Genomic DNA, 26,630 nt, shown 5'->3' on the forward strand with positions numbered 1-26,630 from the left:
CGGCACAGATCACGTTTCGAACACGATCGCTGATGCCCCTCCCGCACGGTAGACCGGTCATCGACTGTGCATGAGAGACGGCACGACTCGACGTCGCGCCTGAAAGAATGGCAGCGGTTCCCGCAAGCACTGATGCCCCGACAACGAAGGATCGATGCATGACTCACGAAGCGCTTTCTCCTGATCTTGAGGCCGTCATCGCACGCGCCACCACCGCCGCACCCCACCTCGCCACCACCACCGCCAACCAACGAGCACGAGCCCTCGTCGCCATCGCCGACGCCCTCGAAACCGCATCACCCGACCTCGTACACATCGCACTCCGCGAGACCGGCCTCACCCAAGCCCGACTCACCGGCGAAGTCACCCGCACCGCCGTCCAACTCCGCCTCTTCGCCGACACCATCGTCGACGGCGGCTACCTCGACGCCCGCATCGACCCCGCAGACCCCGACTTCGCCCTCGGCCAACGCCCCGATATCCGCCGCACCCACATCCCCCTCGGCCCAGTCATCAACTTCTCCGCCTCCAACTTCCCCTTCGCGTTCTCCGTCATGGGCGGCGACTCCGCAGCGATCCTCGCAGCAGGATGCCCACTCATCGTGAAAGCCCACTCCAGCCACCCAGACCTCTCCGACGCCACCGCGGAAGTCGCCACACGCGCACTCACCCAAGCAGGCATGCCCGAAGGCACCTTCCAACTCATCCACGGCCGCGAAGCCGGAGTGCAGGTCTTGCAGGACCCCCGCATCAAGGCCGGATCCTTCACCGGCTCCATCCGCGTCGGCCGCATCCTCGCCGACATCGCCGCGAACCGGCCAGCACCCATCCCGTTCTTCGGAGAACTCGGCAGCGTCAACCCCGTCTTCATCACCGCCGACGCCATCACGGAACGCGCCGACGAGATCGCCACCGGCTACCTCGCCAGCGTCGCAGGCTCCGCCGGCCAGCTCTGCACCAAGCCCGGCTTCGCATTCATCCCCGCAGGCAGCGCACTCCCCCAGGCCATCACCCACAACGCGACCGACGTCCCCGAGCATCGCCTCCTCGACCCCCGCATCGCGAAATCCTACGACGAACGCCGCACCGCCGTACTGGGCACCGCCGGAGCGAACCCGCTGATCCCCGGCGGCATCCGCTTCGACGACGACGGACAGGGCTGGGCCACCCCCACCATCATCGCGATCAGCCTCGACGACTTCCGAACCGGACGCGACACCCTCCTCGAAGAATCCTTCGGCCCGCTCTCCATCCTCGTCGAAACCCCCACCGGCACCGACCTCGCAGCCCTCATGCCCGAGTTCTACGAAGGCAACCTCTCCGGCACCCTCCACATCAGCGAAGCCGAAGCCACCGGAGAAACCGACAACGCCCCCCAACTACGCGCCCTCATCGCCGCCCTCGCGAACCAAGTCGGCCGCGTCCTGTTCAACGGCTGGTCCACAGGCGTCGCCGTCACCCCCGCCCAACAGCACGGCGGCCCCTGGCCCGCGACAACGAACGACTCCTCCACCTCCGTCGGCACCGCAGCCATCACCCGCTTCCAACGACCCGTCGCCTACCAGAACGCACCCCAAGCACTCCTCCCCGAAGCACTCCAAGACACCAACCCGCTAGGCATCCCCCAACACATCAGCCCAGCAGGCCAATCACACCACTGGGGCACACGCTGGCACTAACCCCCACCGCAACCGACCCGCACGAACCCGAATCCACTGCGCGACGGGCGCAAATGGACCCGCCGGCACACAGCAAGACCCCCGAGAGGCTCAGCCTCTCGGGGGTCTTCGTTCATCGACGATCAGTGCCAGAGCACGGCGAGCACCACGTTCACCACCGACAATCCGGCGATGGCGCCCAGGAATCCACCCGGAACGGGCTGCTTCTTCCGGCCGATGAGCACGACTGCGATCAGTACGAGCAGCACGACGAGCTTCACGCCGATCTTCGCGTTGTTCGGCTGGCCTCCGGTCGCGTAGACCATGCCGACGAGCAGCAGGCCGGTCGCCAGCAGCAACCACGCGCCGTGCAAGATGCCAGGAGTGATACGAGCGCGTGCTTCCTTCACCGCCGACAACTGTGCGAGCGTGCTGCCGAACACCGCGCCGAATCCGACGATGTGCAGGACGATGAGTATTCCCTTGACGATTTCCACGTCTCGATTCTCCCGGGGCGAGCACCCTGCCGCAACGAAGGCGAGGCTTGCTCACACCAGATGAATGAAGGAAAAAACCGCAGATCAGAGGATCAGTGGAAGAAGTGCCGCTCGCCCGTGAAGTACATGGTCACGCCTGCTGCCTGAGCCGCATCGACGACCTCGGGGTCTCGGACCGACCCGCCCGGCTGCACGACCGCGCGCACGCCGGCGTCGAGCAGTACCTGCAGGCCGTCGGCGAACGGGAAGAACGCGTCGGAGGCGGCGACCGATCCTCGCGCGCGGTCTCCCGCGCGCTCCACCGCGAGGCGGCAGGAATCGACGCGGTTGACCTGGCCCATGCCGACACCGACCGAAGCACCCCCCTGCGCGAGCAGGATGGCGTTCGACTTCACGGCGCGGCTCGCACGCCACGCGAACTCGAGATCGGCGAGCGTCGCGGCATCAGCGGGCTCGCCCGTCGCGAGCGTCCACTCGGATGCCGGTGCGAAGGAGCGATCGGAATCCTGCAGCAGGAACCCACCTGAGACCTGACGCAGCTCCACGGGGTTCGGCTGGTAGTCGGCCGGCAGCACCAGCAGTCGCACGTTCTTCTTCTGCGTGAGCACGGCGAGGGCGTCGGGCTCGAAGCCGGGAGCGACGATGACTTCGGTGAAGATCCCGGCGACGGTCTCCGCCATCGCCTTCGTGACGATGCGGTTCGCCGCGATCACGCCGCCGAACGCAGAGACGGGGTCGCACGCGTGCGCGAGTTCGTGAGCGGCGGCGATCGGGTCGGCCGCATCTTCTGGCGCGACGGCGATGCCGCAGGGGTTCGCGTGCTTGATGATGGCGACGGCGGGGCGCTCATGATCGAACGCGGCGCGGAGCGCGGCGTCGGCATCGACGTAGTTGTTGTACGACATCTCCTTGCCGTGGAGCTGCGCGGCCTGTGCGATGCCCGATCCTTCGTTCTCCGTGAAGAGTGCGGCCCGCTGATGGCTGTTCTCGCCGTACCGCAGCACCGATTCGCGGAGCCCGAAGACCTCGTAGCCGACGTACTCCTCGGTGGTTTCGAAGATGCTGTCGATCGACGCCTCGCTCGAATCGGCTTCGGCGGCAGGCGCCTCGCCCCACTCGGCGTCCTCCTGCTCGAGGAACCAGTTCGCCACGGCGGCATCGTACTGGGCCGTGTGCACGAACGCCTCAGTGGCGAGCGAGCGGCGCTGGGCGAGCGTCGTTCCGCCGGCCCGCACGGCGGCGATGATCTCGTCGTAGCGTCCGGGCGAAACGACGATCGCCGCGTTCGCGTGGTTCTTCGCGCTCGCCCGCACCATCGCGGGGCCGCCGATGTCGACGTTCTCGATGACGTCGGCTGCCGGCTTGCCCGATGCGACCGTCTCTTCGAAGGGGTAGAGGTTGACGACCACGAGCTCGAACGCCGCGTAGCCCAGCGCGTCGAGCTGCGCGCGATGGTCGGCGAGGCGCAGGTCGGCGAGCAGTCCGGAGTGCACGGCGGGGTGCAGCGTCTTCACGCGGCCGTCGAGGGCCTCCGCGAATCCGGTGACCTCGGAGACATCGGTGACGGCGTGGCCCGCCTCGCGGATCGTCGCAGCGGTCGAACCCGTCGAGACGATCTCGACCCCGTTCTCGGCGAGCGCGCTGGCAAGGTCGAGCAAGCGCGTCTTGTCGCTGACCGAGATCAGCGCGCGTCGCACGGGCACGACGTCCCGGTGCTCGTAGAGGCTGGGGTCGTGGCTCTGAACTGCCATGCGGCGGGACTCCTTAGGTCGGTGTTCGCAGTCTGGATACGATTCGGGTGCTGAGGCGCTGATCGAGCGCAGGATCACCGCGCGCCGGGCAGCGCGAGCTCTCCGAGTGCGATCTCTCGCACGGTCTGCACGAGCAGGGGGCGTTCGAGCTGCTTGATCCGCTCGTGGAGCTCGGCTTCGGTCTCGCCGGGGCGGACGTCGACGGCGGCTTGTCGCAGCACCGGGCCGGTGTCGACGCCCTCATCGATGACGTGCACGGTGACCCCGGTGCGCTCGGCGCCGGCGGCGAGCGCGTCGCGCACCGCGTGGGCCCCGGGGAATGCGGGAAGCAGTGCCGGGTGCGTGTTGATGAGGCGGGGACTGAAAGCGCGCACGAAGCCCGGGGGAAGAATACGCATGAGTCCGGCACTCACCACGAGACCGGGGTGCGGGCCGGTGCCGACGTGGTGCTCTTGGATCGCCGCGGCGAGCACCTCGCCCCATGCCTCCCGAGAGTCCGAGTCGCGGGGTCGCACGACGAATGCGGGGATCCCTGCGGCGCGCGCGTGCTCCAGGCCGGGCGCGTCGGTGTCCGATCCGACGCAGGCGATCTCTGCCGGGAAATCGGGGTCGGCGGTCGCGTCGATCAGCGCCTTGAGGTTGCTGCCGCCACCGGAGATGAGAACCGCGATTTTCAGCACCGCATCAGTTTACGCGACGGCCGTCACCCGTACCGCCGAGCGACCGCTGAGCATGCGGGACACCGGGCAGCGCTCGTGCGCGGCTGCGGCGAGCGCGTGCGCCTCGTCGAGCGGTACGCCGTCGAAGCGCAGTTCGGCTGCTCCGGATAATTCGAACCCCTGGTCGGTCAGCGGGTGCAGCGAGATCTCCACGGTTGCTTCGACGTCGGTGCCCGGCCCCGCGACGACGCGAGCTGCCGCGTTCAGGCATGTCGCCCACGACAGGGCGAGCAGTTCCTCCGGGTTCGTGGCTCCCGCCCGGTTCTCCGCGGTCGGCGACGCGACGCGCACGCGCAGGCCGCCGTCGACGAAGCTCTCCCCGCTGATGCCGTCGGAGTTGCGGGCCACTGCGATGTAGATCGGTGGCTCGGGTGTTCGGTGCGTCGTTTCGCTGCTCGGCATGGTGCTCCTGACGTGACTTGCGGTTGCGGGCTGCGCACTCTATGTTAGACCCAGTCTAATTAATATGTTTCATGAAAGCACTGTGGTGAAGAGCTGATGAGCGACGCAACGACCACTTCGACGGCGGTCGTCTTCGACGGCGTGAGTCGTCGCTTCGTTCACGGTGAGGCGGAGGTCGACGCGCTCTCCGATGTCAGTCTTGACATTCCTCGCGGTTCGATCTTCGGAGTGCTCGGCGAGAGCGGCGCGGGGAAATCCACGCTGCTGAGACTCATGAACGGTCTCGATCTGCCGACCAGCGGACGCGTGATCGTCAGCGGTACGGATCTCGCCGCGCTCGGCTCTCGAGAGTTGCGCGCCATGCGGCACCGGATCGGCGTCGTCTTCCAGCACTTCAACCTGCTCGGCAATCTCACGGTGCGCGCGAACATCGCCCTCCCGCTGCGCCTGCAGCATCGCCGCGACCCCGCGCGCGTGACCGCAATGATGGAGTTCGTCGGGCTCGCAGGGCTCTCCGACCGCTATCCGGCTCAGCTCTCCGGGGGGCAGCAGCAGCGAGTGGCGATCGCCCGCGCACTCGTCACCGACCCTGAACTGCTGCTGTGCGATGAACCCACGTCCGCGCTCGACACGCACACGACGGCGGAGATTCTCGAACTGCTGCAGGCGACCCGGGCGGAGTTCGGAACGACGATCGCACTGGTCACCCACGAACTCGACGCGGTGAAGGCCGTGTGCGACGCCGCAGCGGTCTTCGAGCGAGGACGCCTGCTCGACATCGTCGAGGTTCCCCGAGTCGCACAGCACCGGGAGCCCCGATACCTCGATCACGTGAAATCGAGGCTCGCATCTTGAACTTCTGGAACGAGCTCGACCGTGTCTTCGGGGAGCACGGCGGAGAGATCGCCCGAGCACTGGGCGAGACGGGCTACATGGTGCTCGCGTCGATCATCGTCGCGGTCGTCCTCGGCACTCCGCTCGGCATCGTGATCACCCTCACACGACCGGGCGGCGTCATGCCGAGACGTGCGATCTGGAGCGCGGCCAACGCGTACGTCACCATCGTGCGCTCCTTCCCGTTCCTGCTCTTCGTCGTCTTCATGATTCCCCTCACGCGCCTCGTCTTCGACACGAGTTTCGGCACCGTGGCCGCGACCTTCCCGCTCGGCTTCGTCGCGGTCGCCATCTACGCCCGCCTCACCGAGCAGATTCTGCTCGAACTGCCGAGCGGATTGCTGCTCGCGGCGGAGTCGATGGGCGCGAGCATTCCGCAGACCGTGTTCCGCTTCCTCCTCGTCGAGGGGCGATCCGGTCTGGTCTACGCACTCACATCGGCGACCATCAGCTTCGTCTCCTACTCCACCGTGCTCGGCGTCGTCGGCGGAGGCGGCATCGGCGACTTCGCGATGCGGTACGGCTACCACCAGTACGACTTCACTCTCATGTACGTCACGATCGCGCTCATCGTCGCCTGCGTCATGCTGCTGCAGAGCGTCGGCACACGCGTCTCCCGCGCGATCGATCACCGCTGAGCGGTGCGGACGACCCTCCCCCTCGATCCCCCATCCTCGACAGAAAGCACCCCATGCGCCATCGCCTGATCATCACCGCCACTGCCGCCACCGCCGCTCTCCTGACCCTCGCCGGCTGCGCCACTGGCCCAGACGCTGCCGATGGCTCGGGCGCGGAAGGAGGCCAGGAGACGCGGACGCTGAAGGTCGCGGCGACCACCACTCCGATGACTGACGTCGTGGAGGCCGCAGCCGAGGCGATTGCGGCACCGTACGAGATCGAACTCGTCGAGGTCGCCGATTACGTGCAGCCCAATTCGATGCTGCAGCACGGGGAGCTCGACGCCAACTTCGTGCAGCATCCGCCGTTCATGGAAGAGTTCAACGCGGGCAACGACGCGTCGCTCGTGGTCATCGAGCCCGTGTATCTGACCGTGGTCGGGATGTACTCGAGCACGCACGCGAGCATGGACGAAGTGCCGGAAGGAGGCCGCATCGTCATTCCGCAGGACACCTCGAACGCCGCCCGGGCGCTGCAGATGGTCGCGAAGGCCGGACTGATCGAGCTCGACGCAGACGCCGACACCTGGTCGGTGACGGTCGACGACATCACGAAGAACCCCAAGAACCTCGATTTCGTGGAGGTCGACATCATGCAGCTCTCGGCGGCGTACCCTGAGGCCGACGCCGTCTTCCTGCACGGCACGTTCGCCCGCCAGCTGGGCCTCACACCGGAAGAGGATGCGATCGCCGTGGAGCAGGACCCTCAGTTCGCCGTTTCGCTCGTATCCCGCGAGGACAACGCCGATTCGCCGGAGGTCGCCGCACTCGCAGAGGCGTTCCACAGCGACGAGGTGCGTCAGGCGCTCGAGGACGCAGAAGTCCCGGTGGCCTTCTAATCACCCGATCGGGTCGTCGCAGGCGGAGATGGCGATCGTACGATCGGCGAGCTCCCACGGACGGTGCCACGCGTACAGCTCCTCCTCCTGGGCGGCCCAGCGGTCCCAGTGCGGGGCGTAGACCTCACCATCGCGTGCGAGCGCGCGGCGCTTTCGCGTCACCGCCTCGACCTCGAGCCAGACGCTGCGCACCCGAGGCAGTGCCGCTCCTGCGGCGGCGGCCCAGTTCTCGGCCGCTGCGAGGTTCTCAGCGGTAATCGCACCGCATCCCTCGATCACGAGCGGAACCCGCGGTTCGATGCGCTCGCGGGCACCGAATGCAGCCGCGATCCAGTCGTACGCACGATAGCTGCTCGTTCGCAGCGCGGCCGCGAGCGCGAGCGACCCGGCGGCGAGCCCATCCCACCCCGGGTACAGCGCCTCCACGTGCAGCACCTGCGCAGGCCGGAGCAGGGCCGCGAACGTCTGCACCATACGCTCCGCGAGATGCGTCTTCCCCGAGCCGGAGCGGCCGTCGATGAGCAGCACGTCGCAGTCGGCGAGCTCCTCGAGATCCAGATCCACCATCAGAACTCCCGGTTCCCGTCCGTGCGCCAGCGTTCGGCCGCCAGCATGATGCCGGCCGTCAGCACGCCGAGCACGACCGCCCCCGCGAGCCCGGCCCCGTAGCTCTCGGGTGCCTGATGGCCGATCAGCGCGGCGACCACGACCGGGAGCGTCTGCTCCCCGGGTCGCACGAGGAAGGACGTGGCTCCGAATTCCCCCAGCGAGGTCGCACAGGCGAAGCCGAGCGCGAGCCCCGCGGAACGTCCGAGCAGGGGCAGATCGATGGTGCGCAGCATCGCGAGCGGGCCGGCGCCGAGCGACGACGCCGCGTCGCGCAGCTCGGTCGGGATTCCCCGGAGCACGGGCAGCAGCGTGCGCACGACGAGCGGCAGCGCGACGAGGGCCTGAGCGATCGGGATCAAGACGGTCGAAGTTCGCAGATCGAACCCGATGCCGAGCGGCCGATTCATGGTCAGGAGCAGACCGAAGCCCAGTGTCACTGCTGATACGCCGAGCGGCAACATCACGAGCGCGTCGAAGGCCTCGATGCCCCGTCGGAGCGATCGGGTGCGAGGGCGACGGGAGAGGACGAGGGCCAGCAGCATGCCGAGCACGATAGCGATGAGGGCAGCCACCGCGGCGATGCGGAGCGAGGCTCCGATGGCCTCGAGCACCGTGCCATCGATCGGCAGCGCTTCCGGCGGATCTGCGAGCGCGGCGTAATTCGCCAGCGTCCACCTCCCTTCCCGGTCCCTCAGCGAGCGCGTCACCAGAGCGGTGAGCGGGAGCACATGCAGCAGCAGCAGCGTCGCCCCCACCAGCGTCAGCACCGGAGCATCGACTCGCCGTGGAGGCGTTCCGCGCCCCCGCTCCTCGCGCAGCACGACCGCGCGCTCTCCGGCGCGGCGCAACTGCGCCGACACGGCGAGCGCGGCGGCCACGATCGCGAACTGGGCGATCGACAGCACCGCCGCGCCGCGGAGGTCCAGGAACTGAACGGTGAGCCGGTAGATCTCCGTCTCCACGTTCGCGAAGGCGGTGCCGCCGAGAATGAGCACGATGCCGAACGAGGTGGAGCAGAAGAGGAACACGAGCGCCGCGGCGGACGCGATGGCGGGGCCGAGCGCGGGGAGTGTCACGATGCACCAGGCGCGCACCCGTGATGCGCCGAGCACTCGCGCGGCCTGCTCGGAGGTGTCGTCGAGGCGGGCCCAGAACCCGCCGACCATGCGGGCGACGACGCCGACGTTCGGAAATGCGAGTGCGAGTACGACCGCGGCGAAGCTCTGGTCCAGCCCCCACGATCCCAGCGGCCCTCCCGGTCCGAGCAACGCCGAGAATGCGACGCCGACGACCACCGAGGGCAGCACGAACGGCACCGTGAGCACCCCTTGCAGCACCCGCTTGCCGCGAAAATCGAGACGGTAGAGCGCGTAGGCGGCTGGTACCCCGAGCGCGAGGGAGAGCGCAGTCGCGAGCCCCGCTTGGGCGAACGTCTGGCCGATGACCCGCCAGGTGCGTTCCGCGCCGAACACCTCTGGCAGACCGCTCAGATCGAGTCGTCCCCCGTCGACGAACCCTGTCGCGACGAGCGAGAACACCGGCCAAACGAAGAACAGGGCGAGGAACGCGAGCGGCAGGGCCGCCGCCAGCGTCCACGCTGCAACGCCCCACGGGCCGAGAGCGGCACGTGGGGCGCCTCGGCCAGTCGGGCGGATGATCAGAGGCCGATCTGCTCGCTCAGGGCTTTGAGCCAGTCCTCGCGACCCGACTCGATCTCGCGGGAGCTGAGGTCGTGCGTCCGCCCCGGCGCGGGCGACGGCGCGAATTCCGTCCATGCCGAGGGCAGTTCCACAGCCGCATCGACGGGGTTCATGTACATCGCGTCCGGAATGGTCTGCTGGAACTCCTGCGACACGAGATAGTCGACCACGGCCTCGGCGCCGGCCTCGTTCTGAGCACCCCTCAGCACCCCTGCGTACTCGACCTGCCGCGTGCACGTGTCGAGCAGCGCGGCAGTGCTCGACGCCGTGCCAGCCTCGTCGACCGTGAAGGCCGGAGACGAAGCGTAGGAGACCACGATCGGCCGCGTACCCGCTTCGCCGCCCTGGGTGAACTGACCGTAATACGCGTCGCTCCACCCCTGCTCGATGCGCGCTCCATTGTCGACGAGCCGCTGCCAGTAGTCCGCGAAGCCGTCCTCCCCGAATTCGGCGACGGTGCCGACGAGGAACGAGGCCCCCGTCGACGAAGCGGTCGGGTCGAGCAGCACGGCGAGATCGCGATACTCCGGCTTCGCCAGGTCGTCGTAGGTTCGCGGCTCCGAGATCCCCTGATCCGCGAACCAGGCGGTGTCGATATTGATGCAGGTCGCGCCATGGTCCACTGCGACGAGGCCGGAAGCCGGATCGCCGTCGACGGCGAACTGCTCAGCGCCCTCGGGCAGCTGCGCTGGAGCGTAGTCGGCGACCACGTCGTTGTCGATGAGACGCGAGGCGAAGATGTTGTCGACGCCGAAGAACGCATCGGCGATGGGCGCACCCTGGGTGAGTACGAGCTTGTTCGTGAGCTCTCCCCCGTCGCCGGCTGAGACGACCTGTACGTCGTACCCGGTCGCTGCGCTGGCGGCCGCAGCGAAATCATCGTTCGGGAACGAGTCGTGGACGGCGAGCGTCACCGTCTTCGTATCCGGCGCTTGCTCCGCACCGCTCGCGCATCCGCTCGTTCCGAGGCAGAGCAGTGCCCCGAGCGCGAGCGCGGGCAGTGCGCGGTGCCGCGCACGATGAGAATTGGGCGTAGGCGTCATTGAGGCGTCCTTCCTCCGCTGGCATGAACCAGATCAGGTGAACGGTCGGAGCTCGCGTGCTCCCTCTCAGCCCCGCGCGCCGGGACTCCCGTGGATTGCCCTCTTACCCTAGTGCCCTCGCCCCGGCCACCGCCAACCCGATCGACGTTCGGGCTTCGACTCCTCCGCCGCGTCGTCGCTGGGCGTCGCCTCCGCGTCCCACGAATAGGCCTGCACGAGTGTCGCCTCGTCGATCAGCTCGTCGGAATCGCGACGGGCGTCGGGTCGTGACTCCGCCTCGCCCTCGTCCGAGGCATCATCGACTGTCGGCTCGTCGGAGCCGGAACGCAGCGGTTCGGCCGGCACGAAGGCCTCGGTATCGAACGCCTCGGTATCGAACCCCTCCGTGTCGAAGGTCTCGGTGTCGAACGTCTCGGTGCCGAACCCTTGACCGTCGCTCGCCTCGGCACGGGTCGGCTCAGTGCCGAATGTTTCGGCGTCGAAGGCCGCAGTGTCGAACGCGTCGGTTTCGTCACCTGCGGTACGCATCGCGTCGATCTCGTGCATGTCGGCGGTCGCGTCTTCGACAGCGCGCCGTCCTCTGGCGGCATCTCGATCCGCGGCCAGGACGAGTGCCTCGTCGACCGCCGTCTCGAAGTCGACGTCGTCGCTGTCGCCACCGGCGTCGGCACCGGCACCGACGCCGGCACCGACGCCGGCACCGGGAGCAGGGTCTGCGGCTGCTGCTCGGCCAGGCAGCAGACCGCCCGACGCAACCGCTGCTGGAACGACGGATGGCAGCGCGGCGCGGAACTTCGCCGCATCGAAGCGTCCCGCGATGACGCCGATGAGCAGGCCCCCGCCCACCTCGAGCGCGATGAGCCCCCCTGTGAGCCAGGGGTCGGGGCCGTTCGACGCGAGGCGATCCGGCCCCATCGACCCGCGCGCAAGGGCGCTCAGGCCGGCGACGGAGAGTCCTGACAGCACCGCGGCCAGCACCGTGATCGACACGGCGGCCGGCCACGAGGCCCGGCGCATCCCGGGTCGGCGCGCGAAGAGCACGCCGAGAGCGAGCGCGGCGATGACCAGTACTCCCGGGGCCAGCGCCCCGCGCTCACCCCAACCGTCGGGAAGCACGCCGAGCATGGGCAAGGCTGGGAGCGGGCCGAGCAGCGTTTCGAATGGGGTGACCGAGCTTCCAGCGCCGATCTCGAAGCCGGCTCCCGACATCCACGCGAGGCTCCACACGATCGCCAGCGGCACGAGCGCCAGTTGCGCGAGGAACAATGTGAGCGACCCGATGGGATCGAGCTGCAGACTCTGCGCCAGCGCCGTGACATCGGCATAGCCGACCGCCACAGCGACGGCGAAGCCCAGCGCGGCGATACCGAGCATCAGCGCGAACGCTGCCGCCGCGAGACGAAACATCTCGGCCGCACGGCTCGGCAATGCTGCTCCGAACCGGACCCCCAGGTATTCGAGCCCGCGCAACGCGATCCTCACGCCCGACTCCCACCACGGGTGCCCGTCGCGCCCGGCACGCACCAGGAACGCCGCGCACGATGCGGCACCGTACACGGCGGCGGCGCTGAGCGCTGCCTGGACCGCTGAGCCTTCGATCAGGGGCGCGGCGAGTGCCGCTGCGGCGAGGGCGACGGCCCCGAATCCGACGGCGCCGCCGAGCACGCCCATGGCGCCGACCCCGCCACGGCCGGCGAACCGCCATCCCGCGCGCAGTGCGAGCAGCACCGAGATGAGCGTGAAGCCGAGAGGAACGAGCGACAGGGTGAAGCTGAACGCTTCCGGCGCGAGCCCCAGGCCGAGCGCCGTCTCCGCTGACAGCGAGAAGTGCAGCGGCACGAAGTGCGCCAGCAGCCAGATGCCCGTCACGTCGGCCGCGACCGACGCCGGTTCGGCCGCGAGGCCGAAGGTGATGACCCAGACCAGCACTGCGGGAACCGCGACGACGGCGATTCCGGCGAGCGCCACGGCGACCGCCTCGATTGCGGCGATCACCGCGGTCACCAAAGATCTCATTGCCAGAATCTTACTCCGAGCGGTGCCCCGAATTCCCTGGTCCCGCTGCCGTAGGGTGAGGGGTCAGCTCTCGAATCGCGCACGGGAAGGCCGGGCACTCATGCCGCACGCTCCGCTCCAACGCTCGGCCGACGCACCGCAGGGGCGGGTCGTGATCACCGGAGCGGGCGGCTTCATGGGCCGATATCTCGCGGACCGGTACCGAGATGCCGGGCGCGACGTCATCACGGTGGGTCGGTCCGGATCGAACATCAGCTGGAACAACGCCGCTGCACTCCGCGACGCAGTGGACGGCGCGTCGCTCGTCGTCGGCCTGGCGGGCAAGAGCGTGAACTGCCGCTACACGGCTGCGAACCGCGCCGAGATCATGCGATCCCGCGTCATCACCACGCAACGGCTCTCGCGGGCCATCGCTTCGGCCGCCGACCCTCCTCCGGTCTGGTTGAACGCCTCCACGGCGACCATCTACCGGCACGCCGATGACCGCCCCATGACCGAGGCCGGCGGCGAGATCGGTTCGGGCTTCTCGGTCGGCGTCGCGCAGGCGTGGGAAGCGGCGCTGATGCGCGATGCACTGCCCCGCACGCGTCGCGTCGCACTGCGCACCGCGATCGTGCTCGGCTCCGGTGGGGTGCTTCCGACGATTCGCGCTTTGGCTCGCCTCGGTATGGGCGGATCGCAACTCGACGGCCGCTGGCCGGTGACCCGGGCTCGTCGGCTCGCGGGCACTGCGCACCGGTTCGCTGCGCGCGGCGGTTCGCAGATGTTCAGCTGGATCCATATCGAGGACGCCGCGCGGGCCCTCAATTTCCTGGAGCAGCATCCAGAGCTCGACGGCGCCGTGAACCTGAGCGCACCGAACCCGGTCGACAACCGAACCTTCATGCGCACGGCGCGCAGCGTACTCGGGGTCGCGATCGGCCCGCCGCTGCCCCGCTGGGTGCAGGAGATCGGTGCGATCGCGATCCGAACCGAGACGGAACTCGTGCTCAAGAGCCGGTGGGTGCTGCCCGAACGATTGGGCCGGTCGGGGTTCGCGTTCCAGTACCCCGAGCTCGAGCCCGCGCTGCGCGCGGCGTACCGCAGGTGACCGCTGCTATTCGGCGCCGTGGATTAGCCCGAGGATGCGGTCTTGCAGATCCTGGAACTCGACAGTGCGCTCGGACGCCAGGGTGCGCGGCCGCTCGATCGGCACGTCGACGATCTGCTGCACACGGCCCGGACGCGGACTCATCACGATGACGCGATCGCTCGTCACTACGGCTTCACCGATGTCGTGGGTCACGAGGAGCACCGTGATGCGGTGCCGTTCCCACACCTCGAGCAGCAGTTCTTGCATGGTGCGGCGCGTGAGAGCGTCGAGCGCCCCGAATGGCTCGTCCATGAGCAGGATCTCCGGTCCGTAGCTCAGCGAGCGCGCAAGTGCGACGCGCTGCTGCATGCCGCCCGAGAGCTCGACCGGCCGTGCGCGTTCGAAGCCGTCGAGGCCGACGAGGCCCAGGAAGTCCCGAGCCCGATCCGCCCGATCGGCCCGGGAGAGGCCCCGCTCGCCGCGCAACGCGAATTCGACGTTCTGCTGCACCGTCAGCCACGGCATGAGCGTCGCGTGCTGGAAGACCACACCGCGGTCTCTGCCCGGCCCCGTGATCGGAGCACCGTCCACCTCGAGTGTGCCGGACGTCGGTTCCTCCAGACCGGCGATGAGCGACAGCAGCGTCGACTTGCCGCAGCCGGAAGCGCCGACGATCGAGACGAATTCGTTCGTTCCGACCTCGAGGTCAACGCCCTCCAGAGCCGTGACGCTCCCGAATCGCTTCACGATGCCGGCCGCCCGCAGTTTCGGCGACGCGGGGTGCTGAGCGCTCATGGGCGACCCTCCTGATACGCGAACATGCGCCGACCGGCCGCGCGCATGGCCTGATCGAGAATCAGCCCGAGCACACCGAGCACGAACACGTACCCGATGATCAGGTCGGTCTCGAAGAATCGCTGCGCCACCGTGATGCGGTAGCCCATGCCACTTGAAGCGGCGACGAGCTCTGCGACGACGAGCCAGGTCCAGGCCCACCCGAGCGTGATTCTCAGCGCGTCCCAGATGCGCGGCATCGCCGACGGCACGACGATCCGCACCAGCAGTTGCCCCCAGCTCAGCCCGAGAGTCTCCCCCAGACTCACCAGCGTCCGCGGGGTGCGCCGCACCGCGTCGGCCACCATGAGCACCTGCTGGAAGAAGGTGCCCATCCAGATGATCAAGAACTTCTGATTCTCGTCGATGCCGACCCAGACGATCGTGAGTGGAACGAATGCGACGACCGGCATGTACCGGATGAAATCCATGAGCGGCTCGAGCGCGGCTTCCACCCGGGCGTTCACACCCATGAGCGTGCCGACCGGGATCGCCATGACGGTCGCGATCACGAAGCCCATGAGAATGCGGAAGGAGCTGACCCCGACGTCGCTCCACAGCTCGCCGTTCGCAACCTGCCGGCCGAGAGCCTCGAGCACCGCGCCGGGGCCAGGAAGGAACATCGGGTCCGCGAGACCCGTCGCGCCGGCCGCCCACCACACGGCGATGAGCAGCACGAACGTCGTGCTCGCGATCGCGAGGTACGCCGGTCGCCCGATCGGTCGTCCGATGCGCGCACGCCGACGCCGCAGCGCCGGAACGGTGTTCACGGGTCCCGCCATGATTGCCGGTTACTCCCCGAGGAACTCGGCGCGGATCGCGCTCGTCGCGTCGACATCGCCCGAGATCAACCCGATGCGCTGCGCCACCTCGGCGAGAGCCGGCAGCGTCTCGTCGGCGTAGTCGCCCGAGAGTTGATCGCGGTTCTCGGCGAGCGAGTAGTAGTGCACGCCGGCGAAGGCGGTTTCAAGATCGGCAGGGTCGGAGCCCACCCCTGCGGCGATGATGCCCTGCGCGGCCTCGGTGTCGCTCTCGTAGTACGCGACGGAATCGTCCCACGCGGCGAGCACGTCGCGCACCTCGTCCGGACGCTCGTCGAGCACGTCGTTGCGCACGACCAGCACGTCCGTGATGAGCCCGGGGAACTCTCCGGCGGTCACCACGGCTTCGGCTCCGGCGTCCGAGCCGAGCGCCTCGCTGATGTACGGCTCGTACGTCACCCCGGCGTCCACGCGGCCGGCGAGCAGCATGGGCGTCACCTTGTCAGCAGACGACTCGACGACCTCGATGTCGTCGAAGTCGAGGCCGGCCTCCTCGAGCGCTTCGGCGATCAGGATCTCGCTCGTGGCGCCCTTCTCGAACGCCACCGTCTTGCCCTTGAGCCCCGCCACATCATCGATGCCCGAAGTGCTCAGGATCGCGTCGGCTTCAGTGGCCGAGTCGAGCATGAGCACGATCGAGACGTCCACGCCCTCCTCGATGAACTGCAGTGCGGCCTGAGCGCCCACGTTCGCCATGTCGAGGCGATCGGCGGCGAGCGCGGCGTTCACGTCGGAGTCGGCGTTGAAGCTCGACAGCTGCACGTCGACTCCGCGGTCCTCGAAGAAGCCCTGGTCCTCGGCGACGTACCACTGCCCGTATCCGAGCCAGGGCTGCGTGCCCATGCGCAGCGCCTCGCCGGACGCTTCGTCGGACGAGCCGCCCGACTGCGTCGAGCAGCCCGTGAGCGCGAGGGCGATCGCTGCCGTTGCGGCGGCGGTGAGGGAGAGCGTGCGGGTGAGGCGGGTCACGGCGGTCCTTTCGAAGTGGCGCGGCCGGGGGGCGCGCGGAGGCGCGACTTCGCGCACAACCTCTCCAGTTTACGGGAGACCGCGCGGATTCGTCCCGTGCTCCTTCCGAACGCGAGCGGGGCGGCCTCCCGAAGGAGACCGCCCCGCTCTGGCAGAGATGCGCCGGTGCTTACAGTGCGTTGAACGCCTCGCGCAGCAGGTTCGCCGTTTCAGTCGGCGTCTTGCCCACCTTCACGCCTGCAGCCTCGAGGGCCTCCTTCTTCGCCTGCGCCGTTCCGGCCGAACCGGAGACGATCGCACCTGCGTGGCCCATCGTCTTCCCCTCGGGAGCCGTGAACCCGGCGACATAGCCGACGACGGGCTTCGTCACGTTCGCCTTGATGTAGTCGGCGGCGCGCTCCTCGGCGTCGCCGCCGATCTCGCCGATCATCACGATGGCGCGGGTTTCGGGGTCGGCCTCGAACGCGGCGAGCGCGTCGATGTGCGTCGTACCGATCACCGGGTCCCCGCCGATGCCGATAGCCGTCGAGAAGCCCAGGTCGCGCAGCTCGTACATCATCTGGTACGTCAGTGTTCCCGACTTCGAGACGAGGCCGATCGGGCCCTTGCCGGTGATCGTGGCCGGCGTGATGCCTGCGAGCGCCTCGCCAGGGGTGATGATGCCGGGGCAGTTCGGGCCGATGATGCGCGTCTCGTTGCCGGTCGCCTGGGCGTGCGCCCACAGCTCGGCCGAGTCCTTCACCGGCACGCCCTCAGTGATGATGACGAGCAGGCCGATTCGGGCGTCGATGGCCTCGATGGCGGCGTCCTTGGTGAACGCCGGCGGCACGAACGCCACCGATACGTTCGCCCCGGTGGCCTCCATCGCCTCGGCGACCGAGGCGAAGACGGGAAGCTCGACGGTTGCGCCGTCGGCGTCGACGTGCGAGACGGTGGTGCCGGCCTTGCGGGCATTCACTCCCCCGACGACGTTCGTCCCCGCGGCGAGCATGCGCGCGGTGTGCTTGGTGCCCTCGCCGCCGGTGATGCCCTGGACGATGACCTTGGAATCCTTGTTCAGGAAGATCGACATGGTGGTTCTCCTGCAGTCTTTCGTCTCGGCTCAGCGGGCGTTCGCGAGTTCGGCGGCCTTGTCGGCGCCCTCGTCCATCGTGGCGGCCTGCGTCACGAGCGGGTGGGCAGCCTCGTTGAGAATCGCGCGGCCCTCTTCGACGTTGTTGCCGTCGAGACGCACGACGAGCGGCTTGTTGGCGGCGTCGCCGAGCTTCTTCAGCGCGCCGACGATGCCGTTGGCGACCGCATCGCAGGCGGTGATTCCGCCGAATACGTTGACGAACACCGACTTCACCTGCGGATCGCCGAGGATCACGTCGAGTCCCGCCGCCATGACCTCTGCAGACGCGCCGCCGCCGATGTCGAGGAAGTTGGCGGGCTTCACGCCGCCGTGGTTCTCGCCCGCGTAGGCGACGACGTCGAGCGTCGACATGACGAGCCCGGCGCCGTTGCCGATGACCCCGACCTCGCCGTCGAGCTTCACGTAGTTCAGGTCCTGCGCCTTGGCCTTCGCCTCGAGCGGATCCTCGGTCGACTTGTCGGCGAGCTCAGCGTGCTGCGGCTGACGGAAGTCGGCGTTCTCGTCGAGGGATACCTTGCCGTCGAGGGCGATGACGTCGCCGGCGCCGGTGAGCACGAGCGGGTTCACCTCGACGAGCGTGGCGTCTTCGCCGACGTACACCTCGTAGAGCTTCTGGAAGACGGGAACCACCTTCGGGATGAGCTCCTCGGGGAACTTCGCGGCCCGGGCGATCTCCTCCGCCTTCGCAGCGTCGATGCCCACGATCGGGTCGACGGCGATGCGCGCGAGCGCTTCGGGCTTCTCCACCGCGAGCAGTTCGATCTCGACGCCGCCCTCGACCGAGGCGAGCGACAGGTACGAGCGGTTGGCACGATCGAGCAGCACGGAGAAGTAGAACTCCTGCGCGATGTCAGCGCCCGCGGCCACCATGACGCGCTCGACGACGTGTCCCTTGATATCGAGTCCGAGAATCGACTGCGCCGCCTCGAACGCCTCATCGGGGGTCTTCGCGACCTTCACGCCGCCGGCCTTGCCGCGGCCTCCGGTCTTCACCTGCGCCTTCACGACGACGACGCCGCCGAGCTTCTCGGCGGCCGCGCGCACCTCTTCCGGGGTGTCGGCGACGATGCCGGCCAGTACCGGCACCTCGTATCGTTCGAATAGATCTCGTGCCTGGTACTCGTACAGATCCACGTACTGTCCTTTGCTTGGGAGTCGGGGTGATCCGAGGCAGAAAAATGTCTCGATGTCGAGGTAACTCGACCGGTACTCAGCCTATCATCGCGTGATGGGCGTCCCTCGACCGCCTCCCGGCTTCGCGCGATACAGCTCGGCGTCCGCCCGCGCGAGCACCGCGTCGAGCGGTTCGCCCGCGCGGGCCGTCGCGATCCCCCACGACCATGAGAAATCGGAGTCCCTCCGGAGCCTCCCGAGCTGCTCCTCCACTGCGGCTGCGTCGCCGCGGAAGACCAGCGCGAACTCGTCCCCGCCCAGCCGCGCGACGAGCCCGCCTCGACGCGCGGTGGTGCCGCGGCGGCCCACCAACTCGTTCCACGCATCCACGCTCGCCGAGAGCGCGGTATCGCCGGCCAGATGCCCACCGGCATCGTTCACACCCTTGAAATCGTCGAAGTCGAGCATGGCGACGGTGACGGGTTCGCCGCTGCGGGCCGCTCGGCGCCGCACGACCCCGGCGAGTTGCTGCAGCCCGCGACGATTCAGCGCCCCGGTCAGGGAATCGAGTCGCGCCTCCTTGCGCAATTGACGCTGCACGGTTCTCGCCCCTTCGAAGCAGAACAGCGCGACGAGGATCGCGTAGCCGACCATCATCCTGGGGTCGGATACGCCGTTTCCGAGGTCGGGGTTGAGGTGCAGGATGAACAGGAGGCGCACGACACCGAGCCCGATGAGGGCGCGACCGAGCAGCGCAGGGTAGAACCACCCGATGTACAGCGCGATGAGCGGAAGCTCGAGGAGAGCGTTGATCTCGGCGTGCACATGGATCGAGGCGAGGAGGAAGTAGGTCGACAACGACTCGATGCCGGCGAACATGACGAGCCCGGCCCAGAGCGGGTACCGGCGCCCGAGCACCAGCGGCAGCACGGTTGCCACGATGTAGAAGGTGAGCCACAGCGAGACTGCAGATCGGTTGAGGTGCGGGTGGGGCAGGAGGAGATCGAAGACGAAGACGGTTGCGAGCAGCAGCGGGACGGCTGCGCTCATGTACGAGAACGGCGTCTGCCTGCGGTCGAAGCGTTCCCACGCGTCGCGCACGACAGCTCTCGCGCTCACGCGGGGCCGGCGGCTATCCATGCGGCACCTGCCGCTTCAGCCGCTTCTGCGCGTACAGCGCCGCGTCGGCGCGCTGCAGGAGTGCGGCGAGGTCGTCGCCGGCGGCGTACTCGCTCGCACCCCACGACCACGGGTGCGTGGACGCGGCCTGCAAACGCTCGACGATGGCACTCGTTTCCGCGCGATCCGTATCGGGGAGGAGGATCGCGAACTCGTCGCCGCCGAGCCGACCGATGACGTCGCTGCCGCGCAGTTCGCTTCTCCATGCGCTCACGGTCGTTTCGAGGGCCCGGTCACCGGCGGCGTGACCGTGCGCGTCGTTGACCTGCTTGAAGCCGTCGAAGTCGATGGCCAGCAGCGACATCGGAGTGGTGCGACGTCGCAGCCTGACCGCTGCCCGCTCGAAGAACGGGGCCCGGTGGAGAGCTCCGGTGAGCGCATCGGTGGCATCGACGCGTTTCGCTCGACGCCAGAGATAGTTGCCTGCGATGTAGCAGAAGAGCAGACTCAGCAGGCCGTGCACCGCCACGGGGGCGCCGATGCGTCCCTCGGGGTTGAAGAGCGGGTTGGAGACCATGACCATCCCGAACACCGCCATGCACAGCGCGATCAGCGGCAGGGCGAGACGCGGCCGCACGAACCAGCCGAGGTAGAAAGCGACGATGGGCAGCTGCTGCAGCGCGGAGATCACCGTTTGCGGGTCGTCGGCCAGGCTCAGGAAGTAGGCCTGGGCCACCAGGAAGATGAAGACGGCGACGATGCCCACCCACCGAGGGAGGCGCCGTCCCAGGAAGAGCGCCGTCACGGCACTGGTCAGGGTGATGACGAGCAGCGCCCAGTTCAGCGCGCGATGCTCGATGTAGTCGGGGAAGAGCAGGTCGACCGCGAGCGTGAGCGACATGAGCACGGCGGCGAAGGTGATGTACCACGAATGCGCGTCGTGTCTGCGGAGGAATGCCGTCGCCGAGGGCATACTCCGCCCTCCCTTCGATGCGGTGCGCATCCCCCGTCTTCCCCAGCCGTCCGGGTATAGGGTACACACTTCCGCGATCCGGGCATATGGCGAGATTCTCGGTTCGACGCAACATTCGCCGTACATCTTCCGTTCTCTCAGCGATGAAGAATACACTCGATCGCGCTGCGGCCGCCGGCCTCCCCGCTCCGGGGCGGGTATTCGAGTCGGCGCGGCAGGAGAGAAGTCACGTGAGCACTACGGAGGAGGCCCGCCCCGAGGGCCTGCGAGCACGCAAGCGCCGGCGCACCGAGAACGCCATCGAGTCATCGGCGGTGCAGCTCGCCCTAGAGCTCGGCGTCGAGCACGTCACGGTCGATGCCATCTGCGAACGCGCCGATATCTCTCGGAGCACCTTCTTCAACTACTTCCCGTCCCGAGACGATGCGATCGTCGGGCGAGCGATCGACATCCCGGACGGCGAAGCCGCGTTCGCCGTGCTCGACAGCACGCCGGACGATCTTCCGCTGGGTCTCTTCCGTCTGCTCTTCGCGGCCATCGGCCACCGCAGCGTCAATGCCGACATTGCGCGGGATCGAGGCCGTCTCGTCGCCGAGCAGTACGAGGCCGGGCGTTTGATGATGATCTCGATTCTGGAATCGGGCTACCAGCTCGACGCGGTCGCGGTGGCGTGGCTTCGGGCGCACCCGGAGCACGCGAAGCTGGACTCACCGCAGCGGGAGTCGGCGCTGGCCCTCGCGCTCGTGCATGGCGCGATGACGGCGCAGATGGCCGAGTGGACGGCGGGAAGCGGCGACGTGAGCGCCGACGAGTCGGACTTCTTGCGCATCGCGGCCGACTTCCGCCGACTGCTCGGCGCGAACGCGGCGTAGGCGTAGGCGTAGGCGCCGCGTTCCCTCGCGCCGCAGCGTTCTAACGTGCGTCGCCCAGGTATTCGACGAGCGGCGCCTACTTATTCGACGACCTTCTCGATCGGTGCGAGCTTCACGAGCAGCTTGCGCTCTCCGACGGTGTCGAATACCACGTGGGCGATGCGCTTCGTTCCGGAGCCCGAGATTCCCGTGACCCTGCCGTCGCCGTACTCGTCGTGCCGAATGCGGTCTCCTGTTGCGAGCTCGAGGTCGCCGTTGTCTCTCACCGAACCGTCGACGAGGTTCGGGAAGCCACCCCCGCTCGCTTGAGCCTCCTTCGCAAGTCGCTTCCGTTCGCGCCACTTGTCGAGCGCGGATTGCATGTTCCCGCTCGCGGGCTCGCTGACTGCGGCCGATCCAGAGCCTCCTCCGCCTCCGGAGAACGACACTGTGGAGTCCGTACGGGTGCGCGACCAGGATCCGTTCGATCCCGGTGAGCGGGGTGCGTTCAGCGCGCGCGAAGCGGTCCCGCCCCGTCCGGTCACCTCGCCCGGCGACTGCCGCCAGTCGATGAGCCCTTCGGGGATCTCCTGCAGGAACCGCGACGGCATTGCGACGGAGACATCGCCGAACGTCGCACGGGTCGAGGCGAGTGTGAGGTACAGACGCTCGCGCGCTCGCGTGATGCCGACGTACATCAATCGGCGTTCCTCGTTGATGCCGCCGATCTCATCGACAGACATCTGGTGCGGGAGGAGTCCTTCTTCGACTCCCGTGATGAAGACGGCTGCGAACTCGAGGCCCTTTGCCGTGTGCATCGTCATCAGCGACACGGTGCCGCTCGAGTCGTCGAGGTCGTCGGCGGCGGCGACGAGACTCACCTCGGTCAGGAATGCGAGCAGACCCGCGCCTGGTTGCTTCACGTCGAACTCGCGCGCCACGGCGAGGAGTTCCTCGAGGTTCTCAGCGCGGGCATCGTCTTGCGGGTCGCGCTTCGCCCGCAGCTTCTCGATCATGTCGGTCTCGTCAAGCACCAGCTTCATCACGTCGCCGACGGGGGCTGGGACGGCGTCTTCACCCGCGACGTCGGTCGCACCGCCACCGGCGGCCATCCGTGATGCCCGCACGAGCATCTCGCCCAATCCGCGCACGGTCGCGCGGATCTTCGGGCCGATCGCCGTGACCTCCTCCGCTCGCAGCATTGCTTCGTGGAACGACAGGCCGTTGGCTTCCTGGAAGTTCGCGAGATGGGCCTCCGCCATCGCGCCGACCCCGCGCTTCGGAGCGCCGAGGAGGCGCGACCACGCGATGGGGTCGTACGGGTTCGCAATGCTCGTGAGGTACGCCATCGCGTCTTTCACCTCGGCGCGCTCGTAGAACTTCGTGCCGCCGAGCACGCGGTAGGGAATGGCGGATCGGATCAGCAGCTCTTCGAGGGCGCGCGTCTGGGAGTTCGTGCGGTAGAAGACGGCGATGTCGCTGTAGGCGACGCCCGCGCGGTGCAGGTCCTCGATCTCCTCCGCGACGAAGCGTGCTTCATCGTGCTGCGAGTACCCGGTGAAGCCAACGATGCGCTCGCCGTCGCCCTCCGACGTCCACAGCCGCTTCTCCTGGCGGTCGAAGTTGTTGCCGATCACGGCATTCGCCGCTGACAGGATGTTCTGCGTCGAGCGGTAGTTCTGCTCGAGTTTCACGACCTCGGCGCCGGAGAAATCGCGCTCGAACTCGACGATGTTGCGAATGTCGGCGCCGCGGAACGCGTAGATCGACTGATCGGAGTCGCCGACGACTGTCAAGCTCGCGGCGGGGATGCGGCCGGAGGCGTCGAGCTCGCGCTCGCGCGCCGGCGGCACGAGGCGCTCGACCTCTTCCGGTTCGATGGGCCGCGTGAGCTCGCGGATCAGCGAATACTGCGCGTGATTCGTGTCCTGATACTCGTCGACGAGAATGTGACGGAAGCGGCGCTGATAGATCGCAGCGACATCGGGGTGCGAACGGAACAGGTGCACGGTCTGCCCGATGAGGTCGTCGAAGTCGAACGCGTTCGCACGCTTCAGCTCCTGCTCGTACATTCTGAAGATCTCGACGAACAGCCGCTCACGAGGGTCGTTCTCGTTCATCGTCGCCGCGTGCGTCGCGGCGTCGACCAGCTCATTCTTGAGTTTCGAGATCTTCGAACCCGAGTTCGCCGGAGTGAAGCCGTACGTGTCGGCGTCGAGCTCCTTGATGATGCGCTTCAGCAGCGCACGGGAATCGGCGGAATCGTAGATCGTGAAGCCGGACACATAGCCGAAGCGCTCAGCCTCGCGACGCAGGATGCGCACGCACGCCGAGTGGAAGGTCGAGACCCACATGCCCTGCGATGCGTCTCCGAGCAGCCCCTCGATGCGCTCCCGCATCTCGGCCGCGGCCTTGTTCGTGAACGTGATGGCGAGGATCTGGCTCGGCCATGCCTCGCGCTCGCGAATGAGATGCGCGATGCGATGCGTCAGCACCCGGGTCTTGCCCGAGCCTGCTCCCGCGACGATGAGCAGCGCGGGTCCGCGAGTCGTCACCGCTCGCGCCTGCGCGGGGTTGAGACCGTCGACCAGGGGGTCGTCGGCCGTGCCGTTCGCGCCGGTTCCGCCGCCGACCGGGAGACCTGAAGGGTCGAGAAGTTCGAAGTCGCTCATCGTGCCCCCAGTCTACGAGGCGCCTCGGACATTCGGCCTCGCTGGCCCGGCGCACGGCCAACGCCCTCCGATCCCGCAGAATAGGAGTTATGTCATCCTCCGCCACTCGGCGCCCGTCCGTGCTCGTCTTCGCCACCGGTGGAACGATCGGCATGCGTCGCACCGACAGCGGCCTCGCGCCCGATCCCGAGTTCCCCGAGATCCTCGAAGACCTCGTCGCGCGCATCTGCCTCCCGCTCGGCGTCGAAGCCCGCGTCAACCATCTCTCACCCGCGATCGACAGCGCGAACGCCGACGCCGATACCGCTCCGAAGATCGCACGCGCGGTGCGCGCCCGCGTACGCACTCAGCGCCCCCGCGGCGTGGTCATCACCCACGGCACCGACACCCTCGCGTACACAGCGGCCCGGCTCGCGTTCGAGCTCGGCGATCTCGGCGTGCCGGTGGTCGTCACCGGCAGCCAGCTGGCCCACGGCGAGGAGGGCAGCGATGCGATCGGCAATCTCACGCTCGCCATCCGTGCTGCGGTGAAGGCCGCGCCCGGTTCACCGGCCGCGATTGCGTTCGGCGGCGACCTGCTCCCGGCTGTGCGGGCCACCAAGCACGACAGCGTCGCGCTCGCGGCGTTCCGCGCAGAGCTACCCCTCGCCGCGGGCGCCGCCGGCGTGCCAGCGCCACCGCACGTCGACGCCGGATCCGCAGTGCCGAGCGCGCCATCGCGCGTACTCGCGTTTCGATTCGTTCCCGCCGTGACCTCCGATGATCTGCGCGCTTCGGTGGGCGGACGCCCGCAGGGCCTCGTACTGGAGTGCTACGGCAGCGGCAACGGCCCGATGGCTCGCCCCGGCATGCTCGGCACCCTCCGAGAGCTCTGCGCCGCAATGCCCATCGTCGCGGTGACGCAGTGCACGACGGGCGGCGTCGACCTCAACCGCTACGCCGTCGGCCGTGAGCTCGCCGCGGCCGGCGTCATCGACGGCGGCGATATGACGCTCGAAGCGGCTGCGGGAAAGCTCGGCTTCCTCCTCGACCGCCGCCACAGCGATGCCGAGCTGCGCGCCCTCATGCTGCAGAATCTCGTGGGCGAGCGGACGAGCACGCCCGCCTGAACCGCCACGCGCGGCTCAGGCCAGCACGCTGCGCACGTCTCAGGCCACCGCGCCATCGCGCATGGCGACGCCCAGATCGGGGTGGTCGACGAACACGCCGTCGACGCCCGAGCTCGCAATCATCGAGAACTCGGCGAGCCAGTCGCCCCACTGCGCCGTGGCCTCCGGTTCCTCCCCCGTGCGCTGAGCATGACTGCGGAAGGCCCGGTTCAAGAAGCGGTTCTCCGGACGCAGCGTCCAGGTGAACACCCGGAGCCCCCTCGCGTGCGCTCGCTCGACCAGATTGGTCGGCCCGAGAGCCTGGCCGAGCACGCCGACGCGCAGCAGATTCGCCTTCGCGACGCTGATGCCGTCGACCCGCCCCGCGAGGAGGTCGAGCCCCGCGTCGCTCCGATACCACGCATAACTGCGCGGCGGCGCCTCTCCGACCGGTTCGTCGGCCGGAGACCCGAAACGCTCCGCGAGGAACACGAAGGCGGCCTGCACCTCCGCAGCACGCAAACGATCGAGCACGCCCAGTTCGAACGACTCGATCACCAGCACGTCTGCGCGATCCGCCCAGCCGCACGCAGCGAGCTCCGCGCACAGGATCTCTGCGAGATCGATCCCGCGATCCTCATAGAATCGCGCGTGCTTCACCTCGACCACCACGCCGATGTCACGGCCGGACTCAGCACTGTGCGCATCGACGATCGCGAGCACGTCGCGCAGGCGCAGGATCCCCTCGGCGCCGTCGAACACCGTGTTGTCGGGGCGCACCTGCGGAAGGCGCTCGCGACTTCCGAGCACGGCGAGCTCGTCCCAGGTGAAGTCCTCGGTGAACCACCCGGTCAGCCGTTCACCGTCGACCGTCTTGGTCGTGCGGCGGTCGGCGAACTCGGGGCGATCAGCGACATCGGTGGTGCCAGAGATCTCGTTCTCGTGCCGCACGACGAGCACGCCATCACGCGTCGCGACGATGTCGGGCTCCACGAGATCCGCGCCCATCTCGCACGCGAGACGATAGGCCGACGCCGTGTGCTCGGGGCGGTACCCCGACGCTCCGCGGTGGCCGATGATGAGCGGGCGGCGTTCCAGGCTGACCATGGCTTCAGCCTAGGGCAGGCGACCGTTGCGCCCTCGGTGAACGGCGTCCAAGAGTCACAGCCGATCCGAAG

Annotated in this window: 24 protein-coding genes and 1 riboswitch; of the genes, 7 read left to right on the forward strand and 17 right to left on the reverse strand. The window is 68.4% G+C overall.

What is annotated here, in order from left to right:
- The first annotated feature begins 158 nt into the window (after positions 1-158).
- A complete protein-coding gene (locus tag ABFX18_RS11420; protein WP_346058390.1) occupies positions 159-1,679 on the forward strand; it encodes an aldehyde dehydrogenase (NADP(+)) in 1,521 nt (506 codons plus the stop codon).
- A gap of 122 nt (positions 1,680-1,801) precedes the next feature.
- Here ABFX18_RS11420 and ABFX18_RS11425 read toward each other — a convergent pair whose 3' ends face one another.
- From ABFX18_RS11425 to ABFX18_RS11440, 4 genes are all read right to left on the reverse strand, one after another.
- Positions 1,802-2,155 (reverse strand): hypothetical protein, encoded by a 354-nt coding sequence (locus ABFX18_RS11425; protein WP_090147223.1) that lies wholly within the window; start codon positions 2,153-2,155, stop codon positions 1,802-1,804.
- A 92-nt stretch (positions 2,156-2,247) separates the two neighbouring features.
- The gene (gene purH / locus ABFX18_RS11430) at positions 2,248-3,906 is read right to left on the reverse strand and encodes a bifunctional phosphoribosylaminoimidazolecarboxamide formyltransferase/IMP cyclohydrolase (RefSeq protein ID WP_346058391.1); all 1,659 of its coding nucleotides are present in this window, start codon (positions 3,904-3,906) and stop codon (positions 2,248-2,250) included.
- Between the two features lie 74 nt (positions 3,907-3,980).
- Positions 3,981-4,586, reverse strand: a complete 606-nt coding sequence (gene purN / locus ABFX18_RS11435) for a phosphoribosylglycinamide formyltransferase (RefSeq protein WP_090147218.1) — start codon at positions 4,584-4,586, stop codon at positions 3,981-3,983.
- 9 nt (positions 4,587-4,595) lie between these two features.
- Positions 4,596-5,027, reverse strand: coding sequence for an OsmC family protein (locus ABFX18_RS11440; protein WP_346058392.1), 432 nt, complete (start codon positions 5,025-5,027; stop codon positions 4,596-4,598).
- A gap of 96 nt (positions 5,028-5,123) precedes the next feature.
- Here ABFX18_RS11440 and ABFX18_RS11445 point away from each other — a divergent pair, with 96 nt between their 5' ends.
- The 3 genes from ABFX18_RS11445 to ABFX18_RS11455 are packed head-to-tail and all read left to right on the forward strand — an operon-like array spanning position 5,124 to position 7,437.
- The gene (locus tag ABFX18_RS11445; RefSeq protein WP_090147214.1) at positions 5,124-5,882 is read left to right on the forward strand and encodes a methionine ABC transporter ATP-binding protein; all 759 of its coding nucleotides are present in this window, start codon (positions 5,124-5,126) and stop codon (positions 5,880-5,882) included.
- Positions 5,879-6,559, forward strand: coding sequence for a methionine ABC transporter permease (locus ABFX18_RS11450; protein ID WP_090147210.1), 681 nt, complete (start codon positions 5,879-5,881; stop codon positions 6,557-6,559). The genes ABFX18_RS11445 and ABFX18_RS11450 overlap by 4 nt, the downstream gene beginning before the upstream one ends.
- A gap of 53 nt (positions 6,560-6,612) precedes the next feature.
- Positions 6,613-7,437 (forward strand): MetQ/NlpA family ABC transporter substrate-binding protein, encoded by an 825-nt coding sequence (locus tag ABFX18_RS11455; RefSeq protein ID WP_346058393.1) that lies wholly within the window; start codon positions 6,613-6,615, stop codon positions 7,435-7,437.
- Here ABFX18_RS11455 and ABFX18_RS11460 read toward each other — a convergent pair whose 3' ends face one another.
- The 4 genes from ABFX18_RS11460 to ABFX18_RS11475 all read right to left on the reverse strand — a co-directional run bounded on the left by ABFX18_RS11460 (position 7,438) and on the right by ABFX18_RS11475 (position 12,805).
- The gene (locus ABFX18_RS11460) at positions 7,438-8,004 is read right to left on the reverse strand and encodes a nucleoside/nucleotide kinase family protein (protein ID WP_346058394.1); all 567 of its coding nucleotides are present in this window, start codon (positions 8,002-8,004) and stop codon (positions 7,438-7,440) included. It abuts the gene before it with no gap.
- Entirely contained in the window at positions 8,004-9,584 is a 1,581-nt protein-coding gene (locus ABFX18_RS11465) for an ABC transporter permease (RefSeq protein WP_336661376.1), read from the reverse strand. The genes ABFX18_RS11460 and ABFX18_RS11465 overlap by 1 nt, the downstream gene beginning before the upstream one ends.
- Positions 9,585-9,703: 119 nt before the next feature.
- The gene (locus ABFX18_RS11470; RefSeq protein ID WP_346058395.1) at positions 9,704-10,789 is read right to left on the reverse strand and encodes a thiamine ABC transporter substrate-binding protein; all 1,086 of its coding nucleotides are present in this window, start codon (positions 10,787-10,789) and stop codon (positions 9,704-9,706) included.
- Positions 10,783-10,891, reverse strand: a riboswitch (TPP riboswitch). It overlaps the preceding gene by 7 nt.
- Positions 10,892-10,897: 6 nt before the next feature.
- Entirely contained in the window at positions 10,898-12,805 is a 1,908-nt protein-coding gene (locus tag ABFX18_RS11475) for a cell division protein PerM (protein WP_346058396.1), read from the reverse strand.
- 100 nt (positions 12,806-12,905) lie between these two features.
- On the opposite strand from ABFX18_RS11475, the gene ABFX18_RS11480 reads away from it, so the two are divergent.
- Positions 12,906-13,895, forward strand: a complete 990-nt coding sequence (locus tag ABFX18_RS11480) for an epimerase (protein ID WP_346058397.1) — start codon at positions 12,906-12,908, stop codon at positions 13,893-13,895.
- Between the two features lie 6 nt (positions 13,896-13,901).
- Here the strand turns inward: ABFX18_RS11480 and ABFX18_RS11485 are convergent, their stop codons facing one another.
- The 7 genes from ABFX18_RS11485 to ABFX18_RS11515 all read right to left on the reverse strand — a co-directional run bounded on the left by ABFX18_RS11485 (position 13,902) and on the right by ABFX18_RS11515 (position 20,841).
- Entirely contained in the window at positions 13,902-14,672 is a 771-nt protein-coding gene (locus ABFX18_RS11485; RefSeq protein ID WP_336661372.1) for an ABC transporter ATP-binding protein, read from the reverse strand.
- Entirely contained in the window at positions 14,669-15,493 is an 825-nt protein-coding gene (locus tag ABFX18_RS11490) for an ABC transporter permease (RefSeq protein ID WP_200329772.1), read from the reverse strand. The genes ABFX18_RS11485 and ABFX18_RS11490 overlap by 4 nt, the downstream gene beginning before the upstream one ends.
- Positions 15,494-15,502: 9 nt before the next feature.
- A complete protein-coding gene (locus tag ABFX18_RS11495; RefSeq protein ID WP_346058398.1) occupies positions 15,503-16,501 on the reverse strand; it encodes an aliphatic sulfonate ABC transporter substrate-binding protein in 999 nt (332 codons plus the stop codon).
- A 169-nt stretch (positions 16,502-16,670) separates the two neighbouring features.
- On the reverse strand, positions 16,671-17,573 hold the full coding sequence (gene sucD, locus ABFX18_RS11500; protein WP_090147185.1) for a succinate--CoA ligase subunit alpha: 903 nt from the start codon (positions 17,571-17,573) through the stop codon (positions 16,671-16,673).
- Between the two features lie 30 nt (positions 17,574-17,603).
- The gene (gene sucC / locus ABFX18_RS11505) at positions 17,604-18,770 is read right to left on the reverse strand and encodes an ADP-forming succinate--CoA ligase subunit beta (protein WP_200329776.1); all 1,167 of its coding nucleotides are present in this window, start codon (positions 18,768-18,770) and stop codon (positions 17,604-17,606) included.
- Between the two features lie 84 nt (positions 18,771-18,854).
- Positions 18,855-19,868, reverse strand: coding sequence for a GGDEF domain-containing protein (locus tag ABFX18_RS11510; RefSeq protein WP_346058399.1), 1,014 nt, complete (start codon positions 19,866-19,868; stop codon positions 18,855-18,857).
- Positions 19,869-19,881: 13 nt separating this feature from the next.
- Positions 19,882-20,841 carry a GGDEF domain-containing protein gene (locus tag ABFX18_RS11515; protein ID WP_346058400.1) on the reverse strand — a complete coding sequence of 320 codons (960 nt, stop codon included), beginning with the start codon at positions 20,839-20,841 and terminating at the stop codon, positions 19,882-19,884.
- Between the two features lie 230 nt (positions 20,842-21,071).
- On the opposite strand from ABFX18_RS11515, the gene ABFX18_RS11520 reads away from it, so the two are divergent.
- Positions 21,072-21,713 (forward strand): TetR family transcriptional regulator, encoded by a 642-nt coding sequence (locus ABFX18_RS11520; RefSeq protein WP_200329782.1) that lies wholly within the window; start codon positions 21,072-21,074, stop codon positions 21,711-21,713.
- A gap of 80 nt (positions 21,714-21,793) precedes the next feature.
- Here ABFX18_RS11520 and ABFX18_RS11525 read toward each other — a convergent pair whose 3' ends face one another.
- Positions 21,794-24,364, reverse strand: coding sequence for an ATP-dependent helicase (locus tag ABFX18_RS11525; protein WP_346058401.1), 2,571 nt, complete (start codon positions 24,362-24,364; stop codon positions 21,794-21,796).
- Positions 24,365-24,453: 89 nt separating this feature from the next.
- Here ABFX18_RS11525 and ABFX18_RS11530 point away from each other — a divergent pair, with 89 nt between their 5' ends.
- A complete protein-coding gene (locus ABFX18_RS11530) occupies positions 24,454-25,473 on the forward strand; it encodes an asparaginase domain-containing protein (protein ID WP_346058402.1) in 1,020 nt (339 codons plus the stop codon).
- Between the two features lie 39 nt (positions 25,474-25,512).
- On the opposite strand, the gene ABFX18_RS11535 is transcribed toward ABFX18_RS11530, so the two are convergent.
- Positions 25,513-26,559, reverse strand: coding sequence for a glycerophosphodiester phosphodiesterase family protein (locus tag ABFX18_RS11535; protein ID WP_346058403.1), 1,047 nt, complete (start codon positions 26,557-26,559; stop codon positions 25,513-25,515).
- Positions 26,560-26,630 lie beyond the last annotated feature (71 nt).

This window comes from Leucobacter alluvii (assembly GCF_039530485.1).
Taxonomy (GTDB): domain Bacteria; phylum Actinomycetota; class Actinomycetes; order Actinomycetales; family Microbacteriaceae; genus Leucobacter; species Leucobacter alluvii.